Source organism: Candidatus Tisiphia endosymbiont of Hybos culiciformis (genome assembly GCF_964030975.1).
Lineage (GTDB): Bacteria > Pseudomonadota > Alphaproteobacteria > Rickettsiales > Rickettsiaceae > Tisiphia.
In genome coordinates this window covers 299,917-322,816 of record NZ_CAXIQH010000001.1, presented here as the reverse complement: position 1 = coordinate 322,816, position 22,900 = coordinate 299,917, and the positions used below count along the sequence as shown (strand labels likewise).

General features: G+C 31.1%; 1 protein-coding gene (cut by a window edge). It reads left to right on the top strand.

What is annotated here, in order from left to right; translation table 11 throughout:
• Positions 1-22,900, top strand: partial view of a non-ribosomal peptide synthase/polyketide synthase gene (locus ACQH2P_RS01830; RefSeq protein WP_425362759.1) — the 3' portion only. 16,910 nt of this gene lie to the left of the window's left edge; the window shows 22,900 of its 39,810 coding nt (coding positions 16,911-39,810); its start codon lies beyond the left edge, outside the window; the stop codon is at positions 22,898-22,900.

Genomic DNA, 22,900 nt, shown 5'->3' with positions numbered 1-22,900 from the left:
AAACACTATAGTTTTAAGAACTCAAATAAGGTCAACAAGTACAATTAAAGAGTTTATAGAAACTGTAAGCAAGGAGGTAATAGAAGCACAACTTCATCAGGATTTACCATTTGAGAAATTAGTAGAAGAGTTACAAGTAGAAAAAGATACAAGTAGGCACCCTATATTCCAGGTTATGTTTGGGTTGCAAAATTTTGGTTTTAATACAAAATCAGAGTTATTACAAGGATATGTATCAGATACAAATTTGTATAACGTGGCAAAATTTGATATAGAAACATTTATAGATGATAGCCAAGAGATTTTAAGAGGAGGTTTTAATTATGCAGTAAGTCTATATACAGAAGAGACAATAAATAGATTAAAGGATACATACCTTAAAATAGTAGAGCAAATAAGTAATTGTCAAGTAGAAGCGAAGATATCAGATATAGGTTACTTAAATAAGGAAGAGTATGAACGGATAGTTTATAATTGGAACGATACAGGCAAAGAATATCCATGTGATAAGACGATACATGGATTATTTGAGGAGCAGGTAGAAAGGACTTCAGACAGTATTGCATTGGTATATGAGGATATACATCTTAGCTACAGGGAAGTGAACGAAAGAGCGAACAAGCTAGCACATTATATAAGAAGTAGAGAGGAGATTGAGCCTGATACATTAATAGCACTTTGTTTGGACAGAAGTGAATACATGCTAATTAGTATACTTGCGGTACTTAAGGCAGGTGGAGCATATGTACCAATGGATCCAGGCTATCCTGATAGTAGAATAGCGTATATAGTTAATGATACGAGGGCAAAGGTGTTATTAACTAACAGTATATATCAGGAAAGGCTTGATGGTATTGATAAGGAAGCTAATACAAGTGTGATTGTGGTAGATTCTGCAGAAGTGCAAGAAGTATTGGTCACTGCATCTATATTCTCTCCTGTTACTAGAACAGAAAGTACAAATCTTGCATATGTAATATATACTTCAGGTACTACAGGTAATCCTAAAGGTGTAATGATAGGGCATAGGGGAATAACAAACTTAGTAACACTACAAAGCGAAGAACTTGGATTAACTGATGCTAAGAAAAGTAAAAATTGTTTGTGGTATGCAAATTATGTATTTGATGCTCACGTATGGGAAATTTATTCAACTATATGTAGTGGGAATACTATATATGTAATAAATAATAATATTAGGCAAAATATAAGCTTACTAAGCGGATGTATAGAAGATAATGTTATTGATATAGCAACGATACCACCTTTATTGTTAAATTATCAACATTTACTAAAACTGGATACTTTAGTGGTAGCAGGAGATATGGTCAGTCAAAATGTATTGGATTATTATTTAAATAACAATATAAAAACAATAAATGCTTATGGTCCAACTGAAACAACAGTATGTGCTAGTTTAAATAATTATAATAATGGAGACACTACTAATTTAATAGGTACACCGATCTCAAACACTAAGGTCTACATTTTAGATAGTAACCTAACTCCTCTTCCTTTTGGAGCTATAGGTGAATTGTATGTAGGAGGAGTGGGACTTGCCAGAGGATATTTAAACAGAGTGGATTTAACGGCTGAGAAATTTATAGCAAATCCGTTTAGAACAGAAAAAGAATTAAGGCAAGGTGAGAATGCAAGATTGTACAGAACAGGAGACCTGGCTCGTTTACTTCCTGATGGTAATTTGGAATATATAGGACGAAATGACTTTCAGGTTAAGATTAGGGGGTATCGGATAGAGTTAGGAGAAATAGAGTCAGCTCTTCTGTCATATGAGGGTATTAAGCAAAGTGTTGTAGTAGTGCGAGAGTACGTAAGTGCTGATGATTCTACAGGTAACAAATACCTGGTGGGGTATTACGTATCAGATCACAAACTCAAGGAATCAGATATTCTTACTTATCTAGAGTTTAAATTACCAGAATATATGGTACCAAGTACTTTAGTACATTTAGAGAAACTACCATTAACAATTAATGGCAAATTAGACAGAAAAGCATTACCAGATCCTGAGTTTACTGATAAGGATAATTATCTTGCCCCACGCAATGAACTAGAAGCAAAGATGTGTCAAATATGGGCTGAGGTATTGGGGATAGAAGTAGATAAAGTAGGAATTCGTGATGATTTCTTTAGATTGGGAGGAAATAGTATTCTAGCAATTAGGCTAGTAAGTAAATTAAGTAAAGAGTTAAATAGAAATGTAAGCATAGCCACCATTTTTAAATCTCACAGCATAGAAAGATTAATAGAGTATTTAAAAGATAATGCAGAATCTGGCACTAATATAAGTAAAGTTAGTATAAGTAACGCAGAACAACAATTATTATCATTTGCACAAGAGCGTCTATGGTTTATTGAAAAGTATGAAGAAGGAACAAATGCATATAATATACCAATGTTATATAAGTTATCTGCTGATATCAATCTTGATACATTAGAAATGAGCCTTAAAGATGTAGTAGCAAGACATGAGATTTTAAGAACATTAATTAAGGAAAATACAGAAGGACTAGGGTATCAACTAGTTCTGGATAATACCAAAGACTTATTAGAGATAAATAAAATAGTTATAACAGGCAAGATAGAATTAGAAGCGGAATTACAAAAAGCAGTAAATTATGTATATGATTTATCAAATGAAATACCAATAAGAGTTTGTTTTTATTGCTTACAACCTGACAAAGAGTACTATACAAGTATAGTAGTACATCATATAGCATTTGATGGATGGTCAACCAATATATTTTTTAATGAGCTACAAGAATATTATAACTATTATTTAGCCAAATCAAAAGGGTTTGAGGCTAAACTAAATCTTCCTGATATTACGATTCAATATAAAGACTTTGCATTATGGCAAAGGAATTACTTAAGTGGCGATAGGCTAGATAGTCAGTTAAACTATTGGAGAAGTAAACTAGAAAATTATGAGACATTAAATCTAGTTACAGATAAACAAAGACTAAAACAGGTAAATTATAGTGGAAAGAATATTTATTTTGAAATTGATAAAGGAGTATCGATAAGCTTAAGAGAGTTGGCAAAAGAATTAAAAGTAAGTCTATATAGTGTATTATTGTCAGCATATTATTTAATGCTAAGGGTTTATAGTAATCAGGATGATATAATAATAGGAACAGCTGTATCTAACAGGCATTATAATCAAGTAGAGAACTTAATAGGATTTTTTGTAAACACTATAGTTTTAAGAACTCAAATAAGGTCAACAAGTACAATTAAAGAGTTTATAGAAACTGTAAGCAAGGAGGTAATAGAAGCACAACTTCATCAGGATTTACCATTTGAGAAATTAGTAGAAGAGTTACAAGTAGAAAAAGATACAAGTAGGCACCCTATATTCCAGGTTATGTTTGGGTTGCAAAATTTTGGTTTTAATACAAAATCAGAGTTATTACAAGGATATGTATCAGATACAAATTTGTATAACGTGGCAAAATTTGATATAGAAACATTTATAGATGATAGCCAAGAGATTCTAAGAGGAGGTTTTAATTATGCAGTAAGTCTATATACAGAAGAGACAATAAATAGATTAAAGGATACATACCTTAAAATAGTCGAACAAATAAGTAATTGTCAAGCAAAAGCGAAGATATCAGATATAGGTTACTTAAATAAGGAAGAGTATGAACGGATAGTTTATAATTGGAACGATACAGGCAAAGAATATCCATGTGATAAGACGATACATGGATTATTTGAGGAGCAGGTAGAAAGGACTCCAGACAGTATTGCATTGGTATATGAGGATATACATCTTAGCTACAGGGAAGTGAACGAAAGAGCGAACAAGCTAGCACATTATATAAGAAGTAGAGAGGAGATTGAGCCTGATACATTAATAGCACTTTGTTTGGATAGAAGTGAATACATGCTAATTAGTATACTTGCGGTACTTAAGGCAGGTGGAGCATATGTACCAATGGATCCAGGCTATCCTGATAGCAGAATAGAGTATATAGTTAATGATACGAAGGCTAGGGTGTTATTAACTAACAGTATATATCAAGAAAGGCTTGATGGTATTGATAAGGGAGCTAATACAAATGTGATTGCAGTAGATTCTGCAGAAGTGCAAGAAGCATTGGTCAGTGCATCTATATTCTCTCCTGTTACTAGAACAGAGAGTACAAATCTTGCCTATGTAATATATACTTCAGGTACTACAGGTAATCCTAAAGGTGTAATGATAGGACACAGGGGGGTGGTATGTTTTTGTTTTGAAAACAATTATCTTTTAATGAATAGTAATACCGCCGTACTTGGTTATTCAAATTACGTATTTGATGGTAGTATTTTTGATATTTTCTCAACATCGTTAAATGGAGGAAAATTAATTCTTTCTAATAAAGATGTTATACTTAATGAATTTGAACTGTACAATATACTAACCCAGCATTCTATTAATACACTGTTTATAACAACAGCATTGTTTTCTTATTATTCTAAATTAAAAGATACTAATCCATTAAATTATTTATCTAATCTTTTATTTGGTGGAGAAAAATTAAATATTGATGATTTAGAAAAATTTCTAAGCACTAATAATACCACTAATTTAATTCATGTGTATGGTCCTACTGAAAATATTGTTTTTTCAACATATTGCAATGTAGTTTCTAACGATAAAATAATAGCTCCAATAGGTAAGAAACTATTGGATAAAACATTATACATACTAAGCACAAACCTAATTCCATTACCTATAGGAGCTATAGGTGAATTGTATGTAGGAGGAGTGGGACTTGCCAGAGGATATTTAAACAGAGCGGATTTAACGGCTGAGAAATTTATAGCAAATCCGTTTAGAACAGAAAAAGAATTAAGGCAAGGTGAAAATGCAAGATTGTACAGAACAGGAGACCTGGCTCGTTTACTTCCCGATGGTAATTTAGAATATATAGGACGAAATGACTTTCAGGTTAAGATTAGGGGATATCGGATAGAGTTAGGAGAGATAGAGTCAGCTCTTCTGTCATATGAGGGCATTAAGCAAAGTGTTGTAGTAGTGCGAGAGCATGTAAGTGTTGATGATTCTACAGGTAACAAATACCTGGCAGGATATTACGTATCGGATCACAAACTCAAGGAATCAGATATTCTTACTTATCTAGAGTTTAAATTACCAGAATATATGGTACCGAGTACTTTAGTACATTTAGGGAAGCTACCATTAACAATCAATGGCAAATTAGACATAAAAGCACTACCAGATTCTGAGTTTACTGATAAGGATAATTATCTTGCCCCACGCAATGAATTGGAAGCAAAGATGTGTCAAATATGGGCTGAGATATTGGGGATAGAAGTAGATAAAGTAGGAATTCGTGATGATTTCTTTAGATTGGGAGGAAATAGTATTCTAGCAATTAGGCTAGTAAGTAAATTAAGTAAAGAGTTAGATAGAAATGTAAGCATAGCCACCATTTTTAAATCTCACAGCATAGAAAGATTAATAGAGTATTTAAAAGATAATGCAGAATCTAGCACTAATATAAATAAAGTTAGTATAAGTAACGCAGAACAACAATTATTATCATTTGCACAAGAGCGTCTATGGTTTATTGAAAAGTATGAAGAAGGAACAAATGCATATAATATACCAATGTTATATAAGTTATCTGCTGATATCAATCTTGATACATTAGAAATGAGCCTTAAAGATGTAGTAGCAAGACATGAGATTTTAAGAACATTAATTAAGGAAAATACAGAAGGACTAGGGTATCAACTAGTTCTGGATAATACCAAAGACTTATTAGAGATAAATAAAATAGTTATAACAGGCAAGATAGAATTAGAAGCGGAATTACAAAAAGCAGTAAATTATGTATATGATTTATCAAATGAAATACCAATAAGAGTTTGTTTTTATTGCTTACAACCTGACAAAGAGTACTATACGAGTATAGTAGTACATCATATAGCATTTGATGGATGGTCAACCAATATATTTTTTAATGAGCTACAAGAATATTATAACTATTATTTAGCCAAATCAAAAGGGTTTGAGGCTAAACTAAATCTTCCTGATATTACGATTCAATATAAAGACTTTGCATTATGGCAAAGGAATTACTTAAGTGGTGATAGGCTAGATAGTCAGTTAAACTATTGGAGAAGTAAACTAGAAAATTATGAGACATTAAATCTAGTTACAGATAAACAAAGACTAAAACAGGTAAATTATAGTGGAAAGAATATTTATTTTGAAATTGATAAAGGAGTATCGATAAGCTTAAGAGAGTTGGCAAAAGAATTAAAAGTAAGTCTATATAGTGTATTATTGTCAGCATATTATTTAATGCTAAGGGTTTATAGTAATCAGGATGATATAATAATAGGGACAGCTGTATCTAACAGGCATTATAATCAAGTAGAGAACTTAATAGGATTTTTTGTAAACACTATAGTTTTAAGAACTCAAATAAGGTCAACAAGTACAATTAAAGAGTTTATAGAAACTGTAAGCAAGGAGGTAATAGAAGCACAACTTCATCAGGATTTACCATTTGAGAAATTAGTAGAAGAGTTACAAGTAGAAAAAGATACAAGCAGGCACCCTATATTCCAGGTTATGTTTGGGTTGCAAAATTTTGGTTTTAATACAAAATCAGAGTTATTACAAGGATATGTATCAGATACAAATTTGTATAACGTGGCAAAATTTGATATAGAAACATTTATAGATGATAGCCAAGAGATTTTAAGAGGAGGTTTTAATTATGCAGTAAGTCTATATACAGAAGAGACAATAAATAGATTAAAGGATACATACCTTAAAATAGTAGAGCAAATAAGTAATTGTCAAGTAGAAGCGAAGATATCAGATATAGGTTACTTAAATAAGGAAGAGTATGAACGGATAGTTTATAATTGGAACGATACAGGCAAAGAATATCCATGTGATAAGACGATACATGGATTATTTGAGGAGCAGGTAGAAAGGACTTCAGACAGTATTGCATTGGTATATGAGGATATACATCTTAGCTACAGGGAAGTGAACGAAAGAGCGAACAAGCTAGCACATTATATAAGAAGTAGAGAGGAGATTGAGCCTGATACATTAATAGCACTTTGTTTGGACAGAAGTGAATACATGCTAATTAGTATACTTGCGGTACTTAAGGCAGGTGGAGCATATGTACCAATGGATCCAGGCTATCCTGATAGTAGAATAGCGTATATAGTTAATGATACGAGGGCAAAGGTGTTATTAACTAACAGTATATATCAGGAAAGGCTTGATGGTATTGATAAGGAAGCTAATACAAGTGTGATTGTGGTAGATTCTGCAGAAGTGCAAGAAGTATTGGTCACTGCATCTATATTCTCTCCTGTTACTAGAACAGAAAGTACGAACCTTGCCTATGTAATATATACTTCAGGTACTACGGGTAATCCTAAAGGTGTGTTACAACTACATAGCAATATAATAAGGTTATTAACCGCTACACATGAATGGTATAAATTTAATCATAACGATGTTTGGACATTATTTCATTCGTATATATTTGATTTTAGTGTATGGGAGATATGGGGTGCATTTAATTATGGTGGGAAATTAATAATTCTATCTAATGAAAAATCAAGAGACTTGAATATATTTTATGAACTTTGTCAGCAACAAAAAGTTACAGTACTAAACCATACACCCACGGCTTTTTATCAATTTGCTGATATAGTTATTAGTAATAATAAGCTAACAAGTTTCAGATATATAATATTTGGAGGAGAGGCTTTAAATTTAGAACAACTAAAAGGTTGGTTTGAGTATTATAGTGATAATACTCCAAAATTAATAAATATGTATGGAATTACGGAAACTACAGTACATGTTACATATAAGCAGTTGAAAAAAGATGATATAAGCAACAATTCAGATATAGGAAAGCTTATACCGGATTTAAAAGCCTATATTTTAGATAGTAATCTAATCCCATTACCTATAGGAGCTATAGGGGAGTTGTATGTAGGAGGAGTGGGACTTGCCAGAGGATATTTAAACAGAACTGATTTGACTGCTGAGAAATTTATAGCAAATCCGTTTAGAACAGAGAAAGAATTAAGGCAAGGTAAGAATGCAAGATTGTACAGAACGGGAGACCTAGTTCGTTTACTTCCTAATGGTAATTTGGAATATATAGAACGAAATGACTTTCAAGTCAAGATTAGGGGATACCGGATAGAGCTAGGAGAGATAGAGTCAGCTCTTCTGTCATATGAGGGCATTAAGCAAAGTGTTGTAGTAGTGCGAGAGCATGTAAGTGTTGATGATTCTACAGGTAACAAATACCTGGTGGGGTATTACGTACCAGATCACAAACTCAAGGAATCAGATATTCTTACTTATCTAGAGTCTAAATTACCAGAATATATGGTACCGAGTACTTTAGTATATTTAGAGAAACTACCATTAACAATCAATGGCAAATTAGACAGAAAAGCATTACCATATCCTGAGTTTACTGATAAGAATAATTATCTTGCCCCACGCAATGAACTGGAAGCAAAGATGTGTCAAATATGGGCTGAGGTATTAGGGATAGAAGTAGATGAAGTAGGAATTCGTGATGATTTCTTTAGATTGGGTGGAGATAGTATTTTAGCAATTAGGTTGGTAAGTAAGGTAAATATAGAATTTAAATCAGGTGTTAAAGTTAGAGACATATTTAGATTAAAATGTATATCTAACTTAGCAGAAACTATTTTTACTACTAACAATGACGAACAAGCTATATCATATGTACCATTCAGTCTAGTAAATATAGAAGATTATAAGGATATAATCTCTAATTTTGAATTGATAGAAGATATTTATCCTGCAAGCTATCTACAAATTGGTATGCTGTTAGAATCTAATATGGATGATAAAAGTACATATCACAATATTGCTAATTATTTAATTAGTACTAGATATGATGAAGATAAATTTTTATTTATCTGGAAATCTTTAATCAATAAATATGAGTTATTGAGGGCAGCATTCATCCTAAATGATAACGGGTGGAATGTTATTATACACAAAGATAGTAAACTAGATTATCAACTCTATAAAAATCAAAAGACTGTAGATTTAGTAATACAGGAAAAAAGGAATGGTTTTGATTATAATAAACCAGGTTTATTTAGATTAATAGTTAATGATTTAGGTAATAGCTTTGATTTTGTACTTTCATTCCATCATGCAATTGAAGATGGTTGGAGTGTAGCGTCTTTAATAAATGAGTTTATACAAACATATGTAAATGATAAGCCTATCATACCAACTCCAGATTTGCGATATGGTGAATTTGTTCAAAATGAAATATTGGCAATCGAGGATCAAGGAAATGCAACTTTCTGGAAAGAATATTTAGACAATTACAATGTTACAACAGTTAATTGGAAATTTGATAAAGTAACATCTGAAAATAGCCTATATGATAAATCTATTAATTTATCTACCGAACAAGTCACTTTGATACATAGGTTGGCTAAAGATTTAGTGATTAGTATTGATAGTATATTTTTATTAGCGTATCTAGAAACTTTATCATTCTTTACAAATAATACTGATATAATGGTTGGTCAAGTAGTAAACAATCGTCTGGAAAAAGAAGGGGGAGATAAGTTATTTGGTTTATTTTTAAATACTATTCCATTTAGATTTAATATAAATAATACATCAAACTATTCTAGTAAGCTATTAGAAGTATTTGCAACTAAGGTTAGATTGCAACAATATAAACATTTACCTTATGGATATATAAAGTCGTTATTTAAACAAGAATTGTATGATTTTGCATTTAATTTTATACATTTTCACATATTTAATGATAGTTATTCTAATCTGGAATCTTTTGAAGGATATGAAAGAACAAATATACCATTTGTTCTTAGTGTATCTCAATATAAAGAATCCATGTTTCTAGTAAAATTTAGTGTGCATGATAATTATATTAGCCAAGATTTTCTGGATTATTTTACAGTATATTATCAAAAATCCTTACTTAATATATTAAATAATCCAGGTGGTACTAAATTATGCCTTACTGAACAGGATTATAAACAGATAGTTTATGATTGGAATGATACAGGCAAAGAATATCCACATGATAAGACGATACATGGATTATTTGAGGAGCAGGTAGAAAGGACTCCAGACAGTATTGCACTGGTATATGAGGGTATACATCTTAGCTACAGGGAAGTGAATGAAAGAGCGAACAAGCTAGCACATTATATAAGAAGCAGAGAGGAGATTAAGCCTGATACATTAATAGCACTTTGTTTGGATAGAAGTGAATACATGCTAATTAGTATACTTGCGGTACTTAAGGCAGGTGGAGCATATGTACCAACGGATCCAGGCTATCCTGATAGTAGAATAGAGTATATAGTTGATGATACGAGGGCTAGGGTGTTATTAACTAACAGTATATATCAGGAAAGGCTTGATGGTATTGATAAGGGAGCTAATACAAGTGTGATTGCAGTAGATTCTGCAGAAGTGCAAGAAGCATTGGTCAGTGCATCTATATTCTCTCCTGTTACTAGAACAGAAAGTACAAATCTTGCATATGTAATATATACTTCAGGTACTACAGGTAATCCTAAAGGTGTAATGATAGGGCATAGGGGGGTGGTATCTCTTATAAAGAATAGTGAGTATGTAAATATTGATTCTGATGATTCGTTAATTCAATTTGCTGATATGGCATTTGATGCTACAACTTTTGAAATTTGGGGTTCTTTATTAAATGGAGCTAAATTATTTATTCCAAGTAACAAAGTGGGTTTGGTTACTGATATCAATTTATTTTATAAAACATTAATAACAAATAAAGTTTCTACATTATGGTTAACAAAAACTTTATTTGATCAATTATTTTTGATTAATGAAAGTATTTTTAAAAATATTAACTATTTATTAATAGGAGGAGAGTCATTAAATAAAGGTCTAATATCTAGATTAATGGATTCAAATAACGTCCCACAAAATATTATTAATGGTTATGGCCCTACTGAAAATACAACATTTAGTTGTACATTAAATATTAATAAAGATAATGTTAAGGTTACAGATTCTATACCTATTGGTATACCATTGACTAACAGAAAAGCCTACATTTTAGATAGTAACCTAACTCCTCTTCCTTTTGGAGCTATAGGTGAATTGTATGTAGGAGGAGTGGGACTTGCCAGAGGATATTTAAACAGAGCGGATTTAACGGCTGAGAAATTTATAGCAAATCCGTTTAGAACAGAAAAAGAATTAAGGCAAGGTGAGAATGCAAGATTGTACAGAACAGGAGACCTGGCTCGTTTACTTCCTGATGGTAATTTGGAATATATAGGACGAAATGACTTTCAGGTTAAGATTAGGGGATATCGGATAGAGCTAGGAGAGATAGAGTCAGCTCTTCTGTCATATGAGGGCATTAAGCAAAGTGTTGTAGTAGTGCGAGAACATGTAAGTGTTGATGATTCTACAGGTAACAAATACCTGGCAGGGTATTACGTATCGGATTACAAACTCAAGGAATCAGATATTCTTACTTATCTAGAGTCTAAATTACCAGAATATATGGTACCGAATACTTTAGTACATTTAGAAAAACTACCATTAACAATCAATGGTAAATTAGACAGAAAAGCATTACCATATCCTGAGTTTACTGATAAGGATAATTATCTTGCCCCACGCAATGAATTAGAAAAGCAAATAATTCATATCTGGTCAGAAGTTCTAAAATTACCTATAGAAATTATAGGCATTAATCAAAGTTTTTTTAAGCTTGGTGGTAATTCTATATTAATCATAAAATTAAAAAGTAGATTAGTCAGAATTCAGTTATTAAAAGATATCACTGTTACAGATTTATTTAGATATTACACCATTCAAAAGTTAGTTGAACATTTTATTGTAAAAGAAGTCCAGGACGAGTTTAAATTATTAAATCCTAAATTAACATCTGAAACAGATATTGCAATACTTAGTTTATCTGGAGCATTTTCTGGAAATGATCATGTAAGTAACTATTGGAATATGATTAAAAATGGCTTAGAAGGGATACAAAAATATAACATGGAAGAATGCCGTAATTTAGGCGTTGCAGAAGACAATCTTATTAACCCAAATTTTATACCAGTTAGTGGACATGTCCCTAATATAGATTTATTTGATCCATTATTTTGGAATTTATCTAGGATAGAAGCAAAATTAACCGATCCTCAAATAAGAAAATTCTTGGAACATTGTTGGTACACCTTAGAATTAGCTGGCTATATAACAAAACGTAAAGAGCTTAATATAGGAGTGTTTGCTGGAAGTGGTAATAGTGATTATTTTTACAACAATGTGACAAACAGTGATGACAGGGATAGTATTAATATGTGGGAAGCATCTACTATGAATAATAAAGATGCTCTAACGACTAAAGTTAGCTATTTGCTGGGGCTAACAGGTCCTGCTAATAATATTAATACTGCCTGTTCTACAAGTTTAGTAACTGTAGTTGAAGCTTGTAAGAACCTATCGTTTGGCATATGCGATATGGCTCTTGCCGGTGGAGTATCATTCTTACTACCTAATCAAGTTGGATATATATACCAAGAAGGGATGATTGCATCTAAAGATGGCCATTGCCGACCTTTTGATAAGGAAGCTAATGGTACTATCAGTGGTTCAGGTGTAGGAGTGATTTTATTAAAACGCTTAAGTGATGCTATAAAAGATGGGGATAGGATTTTAGCAGTAATAAAAGGATACGCAACCAATAATGATGGCGATAGAAAAATAAGTTATACCTCACCAAGTGTAATTGGTCAAGCAGAATGTATTATTAATGCTCAAAGAATGGCAGGATTATTATCAGATAGTATTGATTATATAGAAACTCATGGTACAGGCACGAACATAGGAGATCCAATAGAAATACAAGCATTAAATCAAGCATTTCATTATAATAAATCCAACGAGAAAAGGTTAACTAAGTGCATTTTAGGAGCTGTTAAAGCAAATATAGGTCATTGCAATTCTGCTGCTGGAATAGCTGGTTTAATTAAAATATGTAAAATGTTAGAAGATAGGATCATTCCTAAACAAATAAATTATGTTCACGCAAACCAAGAACTAAGTTTAGATAAAACCAATTTTGGTATTATTACTGCAAATAGGAAATGGCTACCACGAGATGATAAACCTAGAATTGCTGGAGTTAGCTCTTTTGGAATTGGAGGAACAAATGCACATGTCATCATTAGTGAATTTATATCTGATACTAGTTTACAAAAAAATAAGGCTCAATCAAATAATTATTATAATATAACAGTTAATAACACTTTAGTATATATATTACCAATTACTGCAAAGACTAAGAAATCATTAACAGAATACAAACAAGAGTTTATAAAGTATTTAAAAGATACAAATGATGACATATCTGATATTGCTTATACGCTAGAACAAAGGCGTGAACATTTTAATTACAGATATGTAATTAGCTGTAATTCTTTACCAAATGCTATTAAGAAGTTAGAAAGTAACGATGAAATTATAAAGGTTTCAGATAAAATTATATCACAAAATCTTAAAAATATTTTTATGTTTCCCGGTCAGGGTTCTCAATACATAGACATGGGTTTTGAACTTTATCAAAATGATGAAGATTTTAAATTAATAATAGATAACTGTATTGAGATAATTAAAAAACAGAGCGATATAGATCTTGGATTAATTTTATTTCCAAGGCTATATGGAAAAGTAGAGGAGAATATCAATCTAACTAAATGGGCACAACCGTCCTTATTTATTATATCATATGCATTAGCTAGATTGTTAAACAAAATCGGAATAATAGCAGAAGCATACATAGGTCATAGTATAGGTGAATATGTAGCAGCAACTTTATCTGGTGTCTTTAGCTTAGAATCTGCACTAAAGTTGGTAATGGCAAGAGGCAGATTAATGCAGGAAATGCCAACTGGGAAGATGTTATCAATACAATCGTCAGTAGATGAAATAGTGAAATATGTAGAGCAAAATAATTGTGAGGTGGCAGTTATTAACTCTAATACTAATTGTGTTGTATCTGGTTTAGAATTAGATATTAATAAATTAAAAGCCAAGCTAAATAAGCTAAATATTACATCTTTAATTTTAAATACATCTCATGCATATCATTCGTGTACCATGGAGGAAGCAGCGAAAAGATTTATAAAAGAATTTGATGGAGTTACAATAAATAAACCTAAAACCAAATTTATTTCTAATGTAACAGGAGAATTTATTCAAGATAAAGAGGCAATAAGTCCATTATATTGGGCAAATCAAATAAGAAAGCAGGTGCAATTTGCTAAAGGTGTCGATACCATATTTAATTATTATAATGGAGATGTTGTCTTTATAGAAGCTGGTCCAGGTAGAAGTTTAAATTCATTTGTTCAGCAATATAAAGAAGTAAGGTCAAATGAGATTATAAGTATTCAATTAATGAGGTCATTAAAAGAACAAGGTAGTAAACAAAATATAAAGAATAAAGAAGATATATTGGGTATTTTGTGGCTCAACGGATTTGCTGTTAATCTAAATAAATATACCAATCCTCAAGTAGTTTTATTACCAACCTATCAATTTGATTATAAGTCTTATTGGATTAAAGAATCTAGAATCAATAATTTTAAGCATAATAAATTAAATCCTTTAAATGATATGTTTTATGCCAGGGAATGGAAAAGAATTGGCAAATTAATGATTAGTAATAATTATAGGAATTTAGCTAAAAAAAATATTTTAATTTTTAACAACGAGAATAATTCTGATTACATCGATCAATTAGTTTTTAAAATATCTTTAATTACAAAAAACTTTAAATACATAAAAAATACCTTGGGTGAATACATTGAAGATGGTAATTCTGTATCATTAAATTTGTCAAATCAATTACATATAAATAAGCTAAAAAAGTTAATGAATGATAAAGTTATATTTGATACAACCATATATTTCTCTTCAGGTATCCGTGATAATGCAATAAATAGCGATATTAGTGCAGCATATTATTTAAATACGGCAATATATAATGATTTAACTGAGGTACATCAATTTATCTCAATTTCATGTAATAATTATAATGTTTTGGGGGATGAAACTTTAGCACAATTTCCAAGTGTTATTCCTGGTATAACAAAATCATTACCAATAGAGAATTCAAATCTTAATGCTACACATTATGATATTAATTTTGAAAGTGATGTTGAAGGAGTACTTAAATTTTTAGCATCAATAATTGATAATAAATATGAATCTAATTTAGTGGTAGTTAGGAATAAATATTTATGGGTTCCTATTTATAAAAAAATAGCTTTAAATACGATCATACATAAGTCACTAGTTAAGGATGGTGATTCAATATTAATAAGCGGTGGATTGGGTGGTATCGGATACTCATTAGCACAGTATATTAACACTATCGCAAATGATTTAAATATTATTTTAATCGGTAGAACTGATCAGCTTGCATTAAGCAAAAAATACAGAACTAATTTAACTATGCTTAAAGATATTAGAAAAAACAACATATTTTATATTTCATGTGATATTGGTAATTTAGATAGCTGTAATTTATTAATTAATAAATTACGTCAATTAAATATAGCTAAATTAAATTTGGTTATACATTCTGCCGGTATTGGGGCAAAGAGTGCTATAGAGGTTAAGGAAATCTCTGATATCTATGCTGTTGCTGATCCTAAGATACAGGGAATGATTAATATAATAAAAATATCTAAACAACTTAGTTTAGGTACAATAATAACCTGTTCATCATTATCCACTATAGTCCCTTCTTATGGTAACATGGAATATATTGCAGCTAATTTATTTTTAGATGAAATATCTTACAGAAAATATTTAAACATCGATAAGATTATAACGGTAAATTTTAATCAAATATCAGATGTAGGAATGGCTTTTGAATTTATCAGTAAGAATAAAAACAGCCCTAGTCTTAATAGCATTTGTAGTGATAATATACCAAACATAATCGATATTGTTAATAATAATACAAAGAAATTGAATCATATTATACTTTCTAAATATGATATAGAGGAGCAATTATTAGTAAATAAATATACTTGCAATTTAGAAAAAGAGGATAATCAGGCAATAATTATAGTTGAAAAAACTTTTACGGAATTGGAGTATAAATTAGCTCAAATATTTTGTGTAACCTTATGTTTAGACGAAATAAGTTTGCATGATGATTTCTTTAGGTTAGGCGGCAACAGTATTCTAGCGATAAGATTAGTAAATAAAATAAATAGAGTGCTAAACAGTAATGCTAATATATCCTCTGTTTTTAAATATAATACAGTAGAAAGGTTAGCTCATTACTTAGAACGTAGTAACAAAGATAATATACTAGAAGATAATGTACTAATGGAAAAAATTGTCGTAACTAGAGTAGAACAACAATTATTATCATTTGCACAAGAGCGTCTATGGTTTATTGAAAAGTATGAAGAAGGAACAAATGCATATAATATACCAATGTTATATAAGTTATCTGCTGATACCAATCTTGATACATTAGAAATGAGCCTTAAAGCTGTAGTAGCAAGACATGAGATTTTAAGAACATTAATTAAGGAAAATACAGAAGGACTAGGGTATCAACTAGTTCTGGATAATACCAAAGACTTATTAGAGATAAATAAAATAGTTATAACAGGCAAGATAGAATTAGAAGCGGAATTACAAAAAGCAGTAAATTATGTATATGATTTATCAAATGAAATACCAATAAGAGTTTGTTTTTATTGCTTACAACCTGACAAAGAGTACTATACAAGTATAGTAGTACATCATATAGCATTTGATGGATGGTCAACCAATATATTTTTTAATGAGCTACAAGAATATTATAACTATTATTTAGCCAAATCAAAAGGGTTTGAGGCTAAACTAAATCTTCCTGATATTACGATTCAATATAAAGATTTTGCATTATGGCAAAGGAATTACTTAAGTGGTGATAGGCTAGATAGTCAGTTGAACTATTGGAGAAGTAAACTAGAAAATTATGAGACATTAAATCTAGTTACAGATAAACAAAGACTAAAACAGGTAAATTATAGTGGAAAGAATATTTATTTTGAAATTGATAAAGGAGTATCGATAAGCTTAAGAGAGTTGGCAAAAGAATTAAAAGTAAGTCTATATAGTGTATTATTGTCAGCATATTATTTAATGCTAAGGGTTTATAGTAATCAGGATGATATAATAATAGGGACAGCTGTATCTAACAGGCATTATAATCAAGTAGAGAACTTAATAGGATTTTTTGTAAACACTATAGTTTTAAGAACTCAAATAAGGTCAACAAGTACAATTAAAGAGTTTATAGAAACTGTAAGCAAGGAGGTAATAGAAGCACAACTTCATCAGGATTTACCATTTGAGAAATTAGTAGAAGAGTTACAAGTAGAAAAAGATACAAGCAGGCACCCTATATTCCAGGTTATGTTTGGGTTGCAAAATTTTGGTTTTAATACAAAATCAGAGCTATTACAAGGATATGTATCAGATACAAATTTGTATAACGTGGCAAAATTTGATATAGAAACATTTATAGATGATAGCCAAGAGATTTTAAGAGGAGGTTTTAATTATGCAGTAAGTCTATATACAGAAGAGACAATAAATGGATTAAAGGATACATATCTTGAAATAGTAGAGCAAATAAGTAATTGTCAAGTAGAAGCGAAGATATCAGATATAGGTTACTTAAATAAGGAAGAGTATGAACGGATAGTTTATGGTTGGAATGATACAGGCAGAGAATATCCACATGATAAGACGATACACGGATTATTTGAGGAGCAGGTAGAAAGGACTCCAGACAGTATTGCACTGGTATATGAGGGTATACATCTTAGCTACAGGGAAGTGAATGAAAGAGCGAACAAGCTAGCACATTATATAAGAAGCAGAGAGGAGATTAAGCCTGATACATTAATAGCACTTTGTTTGGATAGAAGTGAATACATGCTAATTAGTATACTTGCGGTACTTAAGGCAGGTGGAGCATATGTACCAACGGATCCAGGCTATCCTGATAGTAGAATAGAGTATATAGTTGATGATACGAGGGCTAGGGTGTTATTAACTAACAGTATATATCAGGAAAGGCTTGATGGTATTGATAAGGGAGCTAATACAAGTGTGATTGCAGTAGATTCTGCAGAAGTGCAAGAAGCATTGGTCAGTGCATCTATATTCTCTCCTGTTACTAGAACAGAAAGTACAAATCTTGCATATGTAATATATACTTCAGGTACTACAGGTAATCCTAAAGGTGTAATGATAGGGCATAGGGGGGTGGTATCTCTTATAAAGAATAGTGAGTATGTAAATATTGATTCTGATGATTCGTTAATTCAATTTGCTGATATGGCATTTGATGCTACAACTTTTGAAATTTGGGGTTCTTTATTAAATGGAGCTAAATTATTTATTCCAAGTAACAAAGTGGGTTTGGTTACTGATATCAATTTATTTTATAAAACATTAATAACAAATAAAGTTTCTACATTATGGTTAACAAAAACTTTATTTGATCAATTATTTTTGATTAATGAAAGTATTTTTAAAAATATTAACTATTTATTAATAGGAGGAGAGTCATTAAATAAAGGTCTAATATCTAGATTAATGGATTCAAATAACGTCCCACAAAATATTATTAATGGTTATGGCCCTACTGAAAATACAACATTTAGTTGTACATTAAATATTAATAAAGATAATGTTAAGGTTACAGATTCTATACCTATTGGTATACCATTGACTAACAGAAAAGCCTACATTTTAGATAGTAACCTAACTCCTCTTCCTTTTGGAGCTATAGGTGAATTGTATGTAGGAGGAGTGGGACTTGCCAGAGGATATTTAAACAGAGCGGATTTAACGGCTGAGAAATTTATAGCAAATCCGTTTAGAACAGAAAAAGAATTAAGGCAAGGTGAGAATGCAAGATTGTACAGAACAGGAGACCTGGCTCGTTTACTTCCTGATGGTAATTTGGAATATATAGGACGAAATGACTTTCAGGTTAAGATTAGGGGATATCGGATAGAGTTAGGAGAAATAGAGTCAGCTCTTCTGTCATATGAGGGTATTAAGCAAAGTGTTGTAGTAGTGCGAGAGTACGTAAGTGCTGATGATTCTACAGGTAACAAATACCTGGTGGGGTATTACGTATCAGATCACAAACTCAAGGAATCAGATATTCTTACTTATCTAGAGTTTAAATTACCAGAATATATGGTACCAAGTACTTTAGTACATTTAGAGAAACTACCATTAACAATTAATGGCAAATTAGACAGAAAAGCATTACCAGATACTGAGTTTACTGATAAGGATAATTATCTTGCCCCACGCAATGAACTAGAAGCAAAGATGTGTCAAATATGGGCTGAGGTATTGGGGATAGAAGTAGATAAAGTAGGAATTCGTGATGATTTCTTTAGATTGGGAGGAAATAGTATTCTAGCAATTAGGCTAGTAAGTAAATTAAGTAAAGAGTTAGATAGAAATGTAAGCATAGCCACCATTTTTAAATCTCACAGCATAGAAAGATTAATAGAGTATTTAAAAGATAATGCAGAATCTAGCACTAATATAAGTAAAGTTAGTACAAGTAACGCAGAACAACAATTATTATCATTTGCACAAGAGCGTCTATGGTTTATTGAAAAGTATGAAGAAGGAACAAACGCATATAATATACCAATGTTATATAAGTTATCTGCTGATATCAATCTTGATACATTAGAAATGAGCCTTAAAGCTGTAGTGGCAAGACATGAGATTTTAAGAACATTAATTAAGGAAAATACGGAAGGACTAGGATATCAACTAGTCTTGGATAATACCAAAGACTTATTAGAGATAAATAAAATAGTTATAACATGCAAGATAGAATTAGAAACGGAATTACAAAAAGCAGTAAATTATGTATATGATTTATCAAATGAAATACCAATAAGAGTTTGTTTTTATTGCTTACAACCTGACAAAGAGTACTATACAAGTATAGTAGTACATCATATAGCATTTGATGGATGGTCAACCAATATATTTTTTAATGAGCTACAAGAATATTATAACTATTATTTAGCCAAATCAAAAGGGTTTGAGGCTAAACTAAATCTTCCTGATATTACGATTCAATATAAAGACTTTGCATTATGGCAAAGGAATTACTTAAGTGGTGATAGGCTAGATAGTCAGTTAAACTATTGGAGAAGTAAACTAGAAAATTATGAGACATTAAATCTAGTTACAGATAAACAAAGACTAAAACAGGTAAATTATAGTGGAAAGAATATTTATTTTGAAATTGATAAAGGAGTATCGATAAGCTTAAGAGAGTTGGCAAAAGAATTAAAAGTAAGTCTATATAGTGTATTATTGTCAGCATATTATTTAATGCTAAGGGTTTATAGTAATCAGGATGATATAATAATAGGGACAGCTGTATCTAACAGGCATTATAATCAAGTAGAGAACTTAATAGGATTTTTTGTAAACACTATAGTTTTAAGAACTCAAATAAGGTCAACAAGTACAATTAAAGAGTTTATAGAAACTGTAAGCAAGGAGGTAATAGAAGCACAACTTCATCAGGATTTACCATTTGAGAAATTAGTAGAAGAGTTACAAGTAGAAAAAGATACAAGCAGGCACCCTATATTCCAGGTTATGTTTGGGTTGCAAAATTTTGGTTTTAATACAAAATCAGAGTTATTACAAGGATATGTATCAGATACAAATTTGTATAACGTGGCAAAATTTGATATAGAAACATTTATAGATGATAGCCAAGAGATTCTAAGAGGAGGTTTTAATTATGCAGTAAGTCTATATACAGAAGAGACAATAAATAGATTAAAGGATACATACCTTAAAATAGTCGAACAAATAAGTAATTGTCAAGCAAAAGCGAAGATATCAGATATAGGTTACTTAAATAAGGAAGAGTATGAACGGATAGTTTATAATTGGAACGATACAGGCAAAGAATATCCATGTGATAAGACGATACATGGATTATTTGAGGAGCAGGTAGAAAGGACTCCAGACAGTATTGCATTGGTATATGAGGATATACATCTTAGCTACAGGGAAGTGAACGAAAGAGCGAACAAGCTAGCACATTATATAAGAAGTAGAGAGGAGATTGAGCCTGATACATTAATAGCACTTTGTTTGGATAGAAGTGAATACATGCTAATTAGTATACTTGCGGTACTTAAGGCAGGTGGAGCATATGTACCAATGGATCCAGGCTATCCTGATAGCAGAATAGAGTATATAGTTAATGATACGAAGGCTAGGGTGTTATTAACTAACAGTATATATCAAGAAAGGCTTGATGGTATTGATAAGGGAGCTAATACAAATGTGATTGCAGTAGATTCTGCAGAAGTGCAAGAAGCATTGCTCAGTGCATCTATATTCTCTCCTGTTACTAGAACAGAAAGTACAAATCTTGCCTATGTTATATATACTTCAGGTACTACAGGCAATCCTAAAGGTGTAATGATAGGGCATAGAGGGGTGGTAAATACCATCGCATCATTAAATGATGTATATGATTTGAAAAAAGGCAACAAGATAACAGCCTTTACATCTTATATTTTTGATGTATCAGTTTCAGAGTTTTTTACAGCATTATTTCGTTGTGGAGAGATTCATTTATTAAATGATACAATAAGATATGATTCTTATTTAATTAGTTCTTATGTTAGAAAAAATAATATCAATTATGTATATTTACCTCCAATATTATTATCTAATTTACCAAAGGCTAAATATAAGGCACTTTGCGGAATAATATACGCAGGAGAGCCATGTGATATAAATACAGGTAAGTATTGGTCAAATGATTATAAGTTATATAATTATTATGGTCCAACAGAAGTAACGATATATGCATTAGGTAAACAAATAAAAAATGGAGATACTAATTTAATAGGTACACCGATCTCAAACACTAAGGCCTACATTTTAGATAATAACCTAATTCCATTACCTATAGGAGCTATAGGGGAGTTGTATGTAGGAGGAATGGGACTTGCCAGAGGATATTTAAACAGAGCGGATTTAACGGCTGAGAAATTTATAGCAAATCCGTTTAGAACAGAAAAAGAATTAAGGCAAGGTGAGAATGCAAGATTGTACAGAACAGGAGACCTGGCTCGTTTACTTCCTGATGGTAATTTGGAATATATAGGACGAAATGACTTTCAGGTTAAGATTAGGGGATATCGGATAGAGCTAGGAGAGATAGAGTCGGCTCTTCTGTCATATGAGGGCATTAAGCAAAGTGTTGTAGTAGTGCGAGAGCATGTAAGTGTTGATGATTCTACAGGTAACAAATACCTGGCAGGGTATTACGTATCGGATCACAAACTCAAGGAATCAGATATTCTTACTTATTTAGAGTTTAAATTACCAGAATATATGGTACCAAGTACTTTAGTACATTTAGAGAAACTACCATTAACAATTAATGGCAAATTAGACAGAAAAGCATTACCAGATCCTGAGTTTGGGAGAGATATTGATAGCTATGTAGCCCCACGAAGTGAACTAGAGAGCAAGGTATGTAGTATTTGGGGAGAAGTCCTTAATTTATCTTCAGATAAGATAGGTATTCATGATAACTTCTTTAAGCTAGGTGGTAATTCTTTCACTACAGTTAAATTGATCACTAAGATAAATAAAAATTTTGATACTAATATTTCAATTCAAGATATATTTTTATACCCAACAATTTCACAAATAGTTAAAGTTATATAA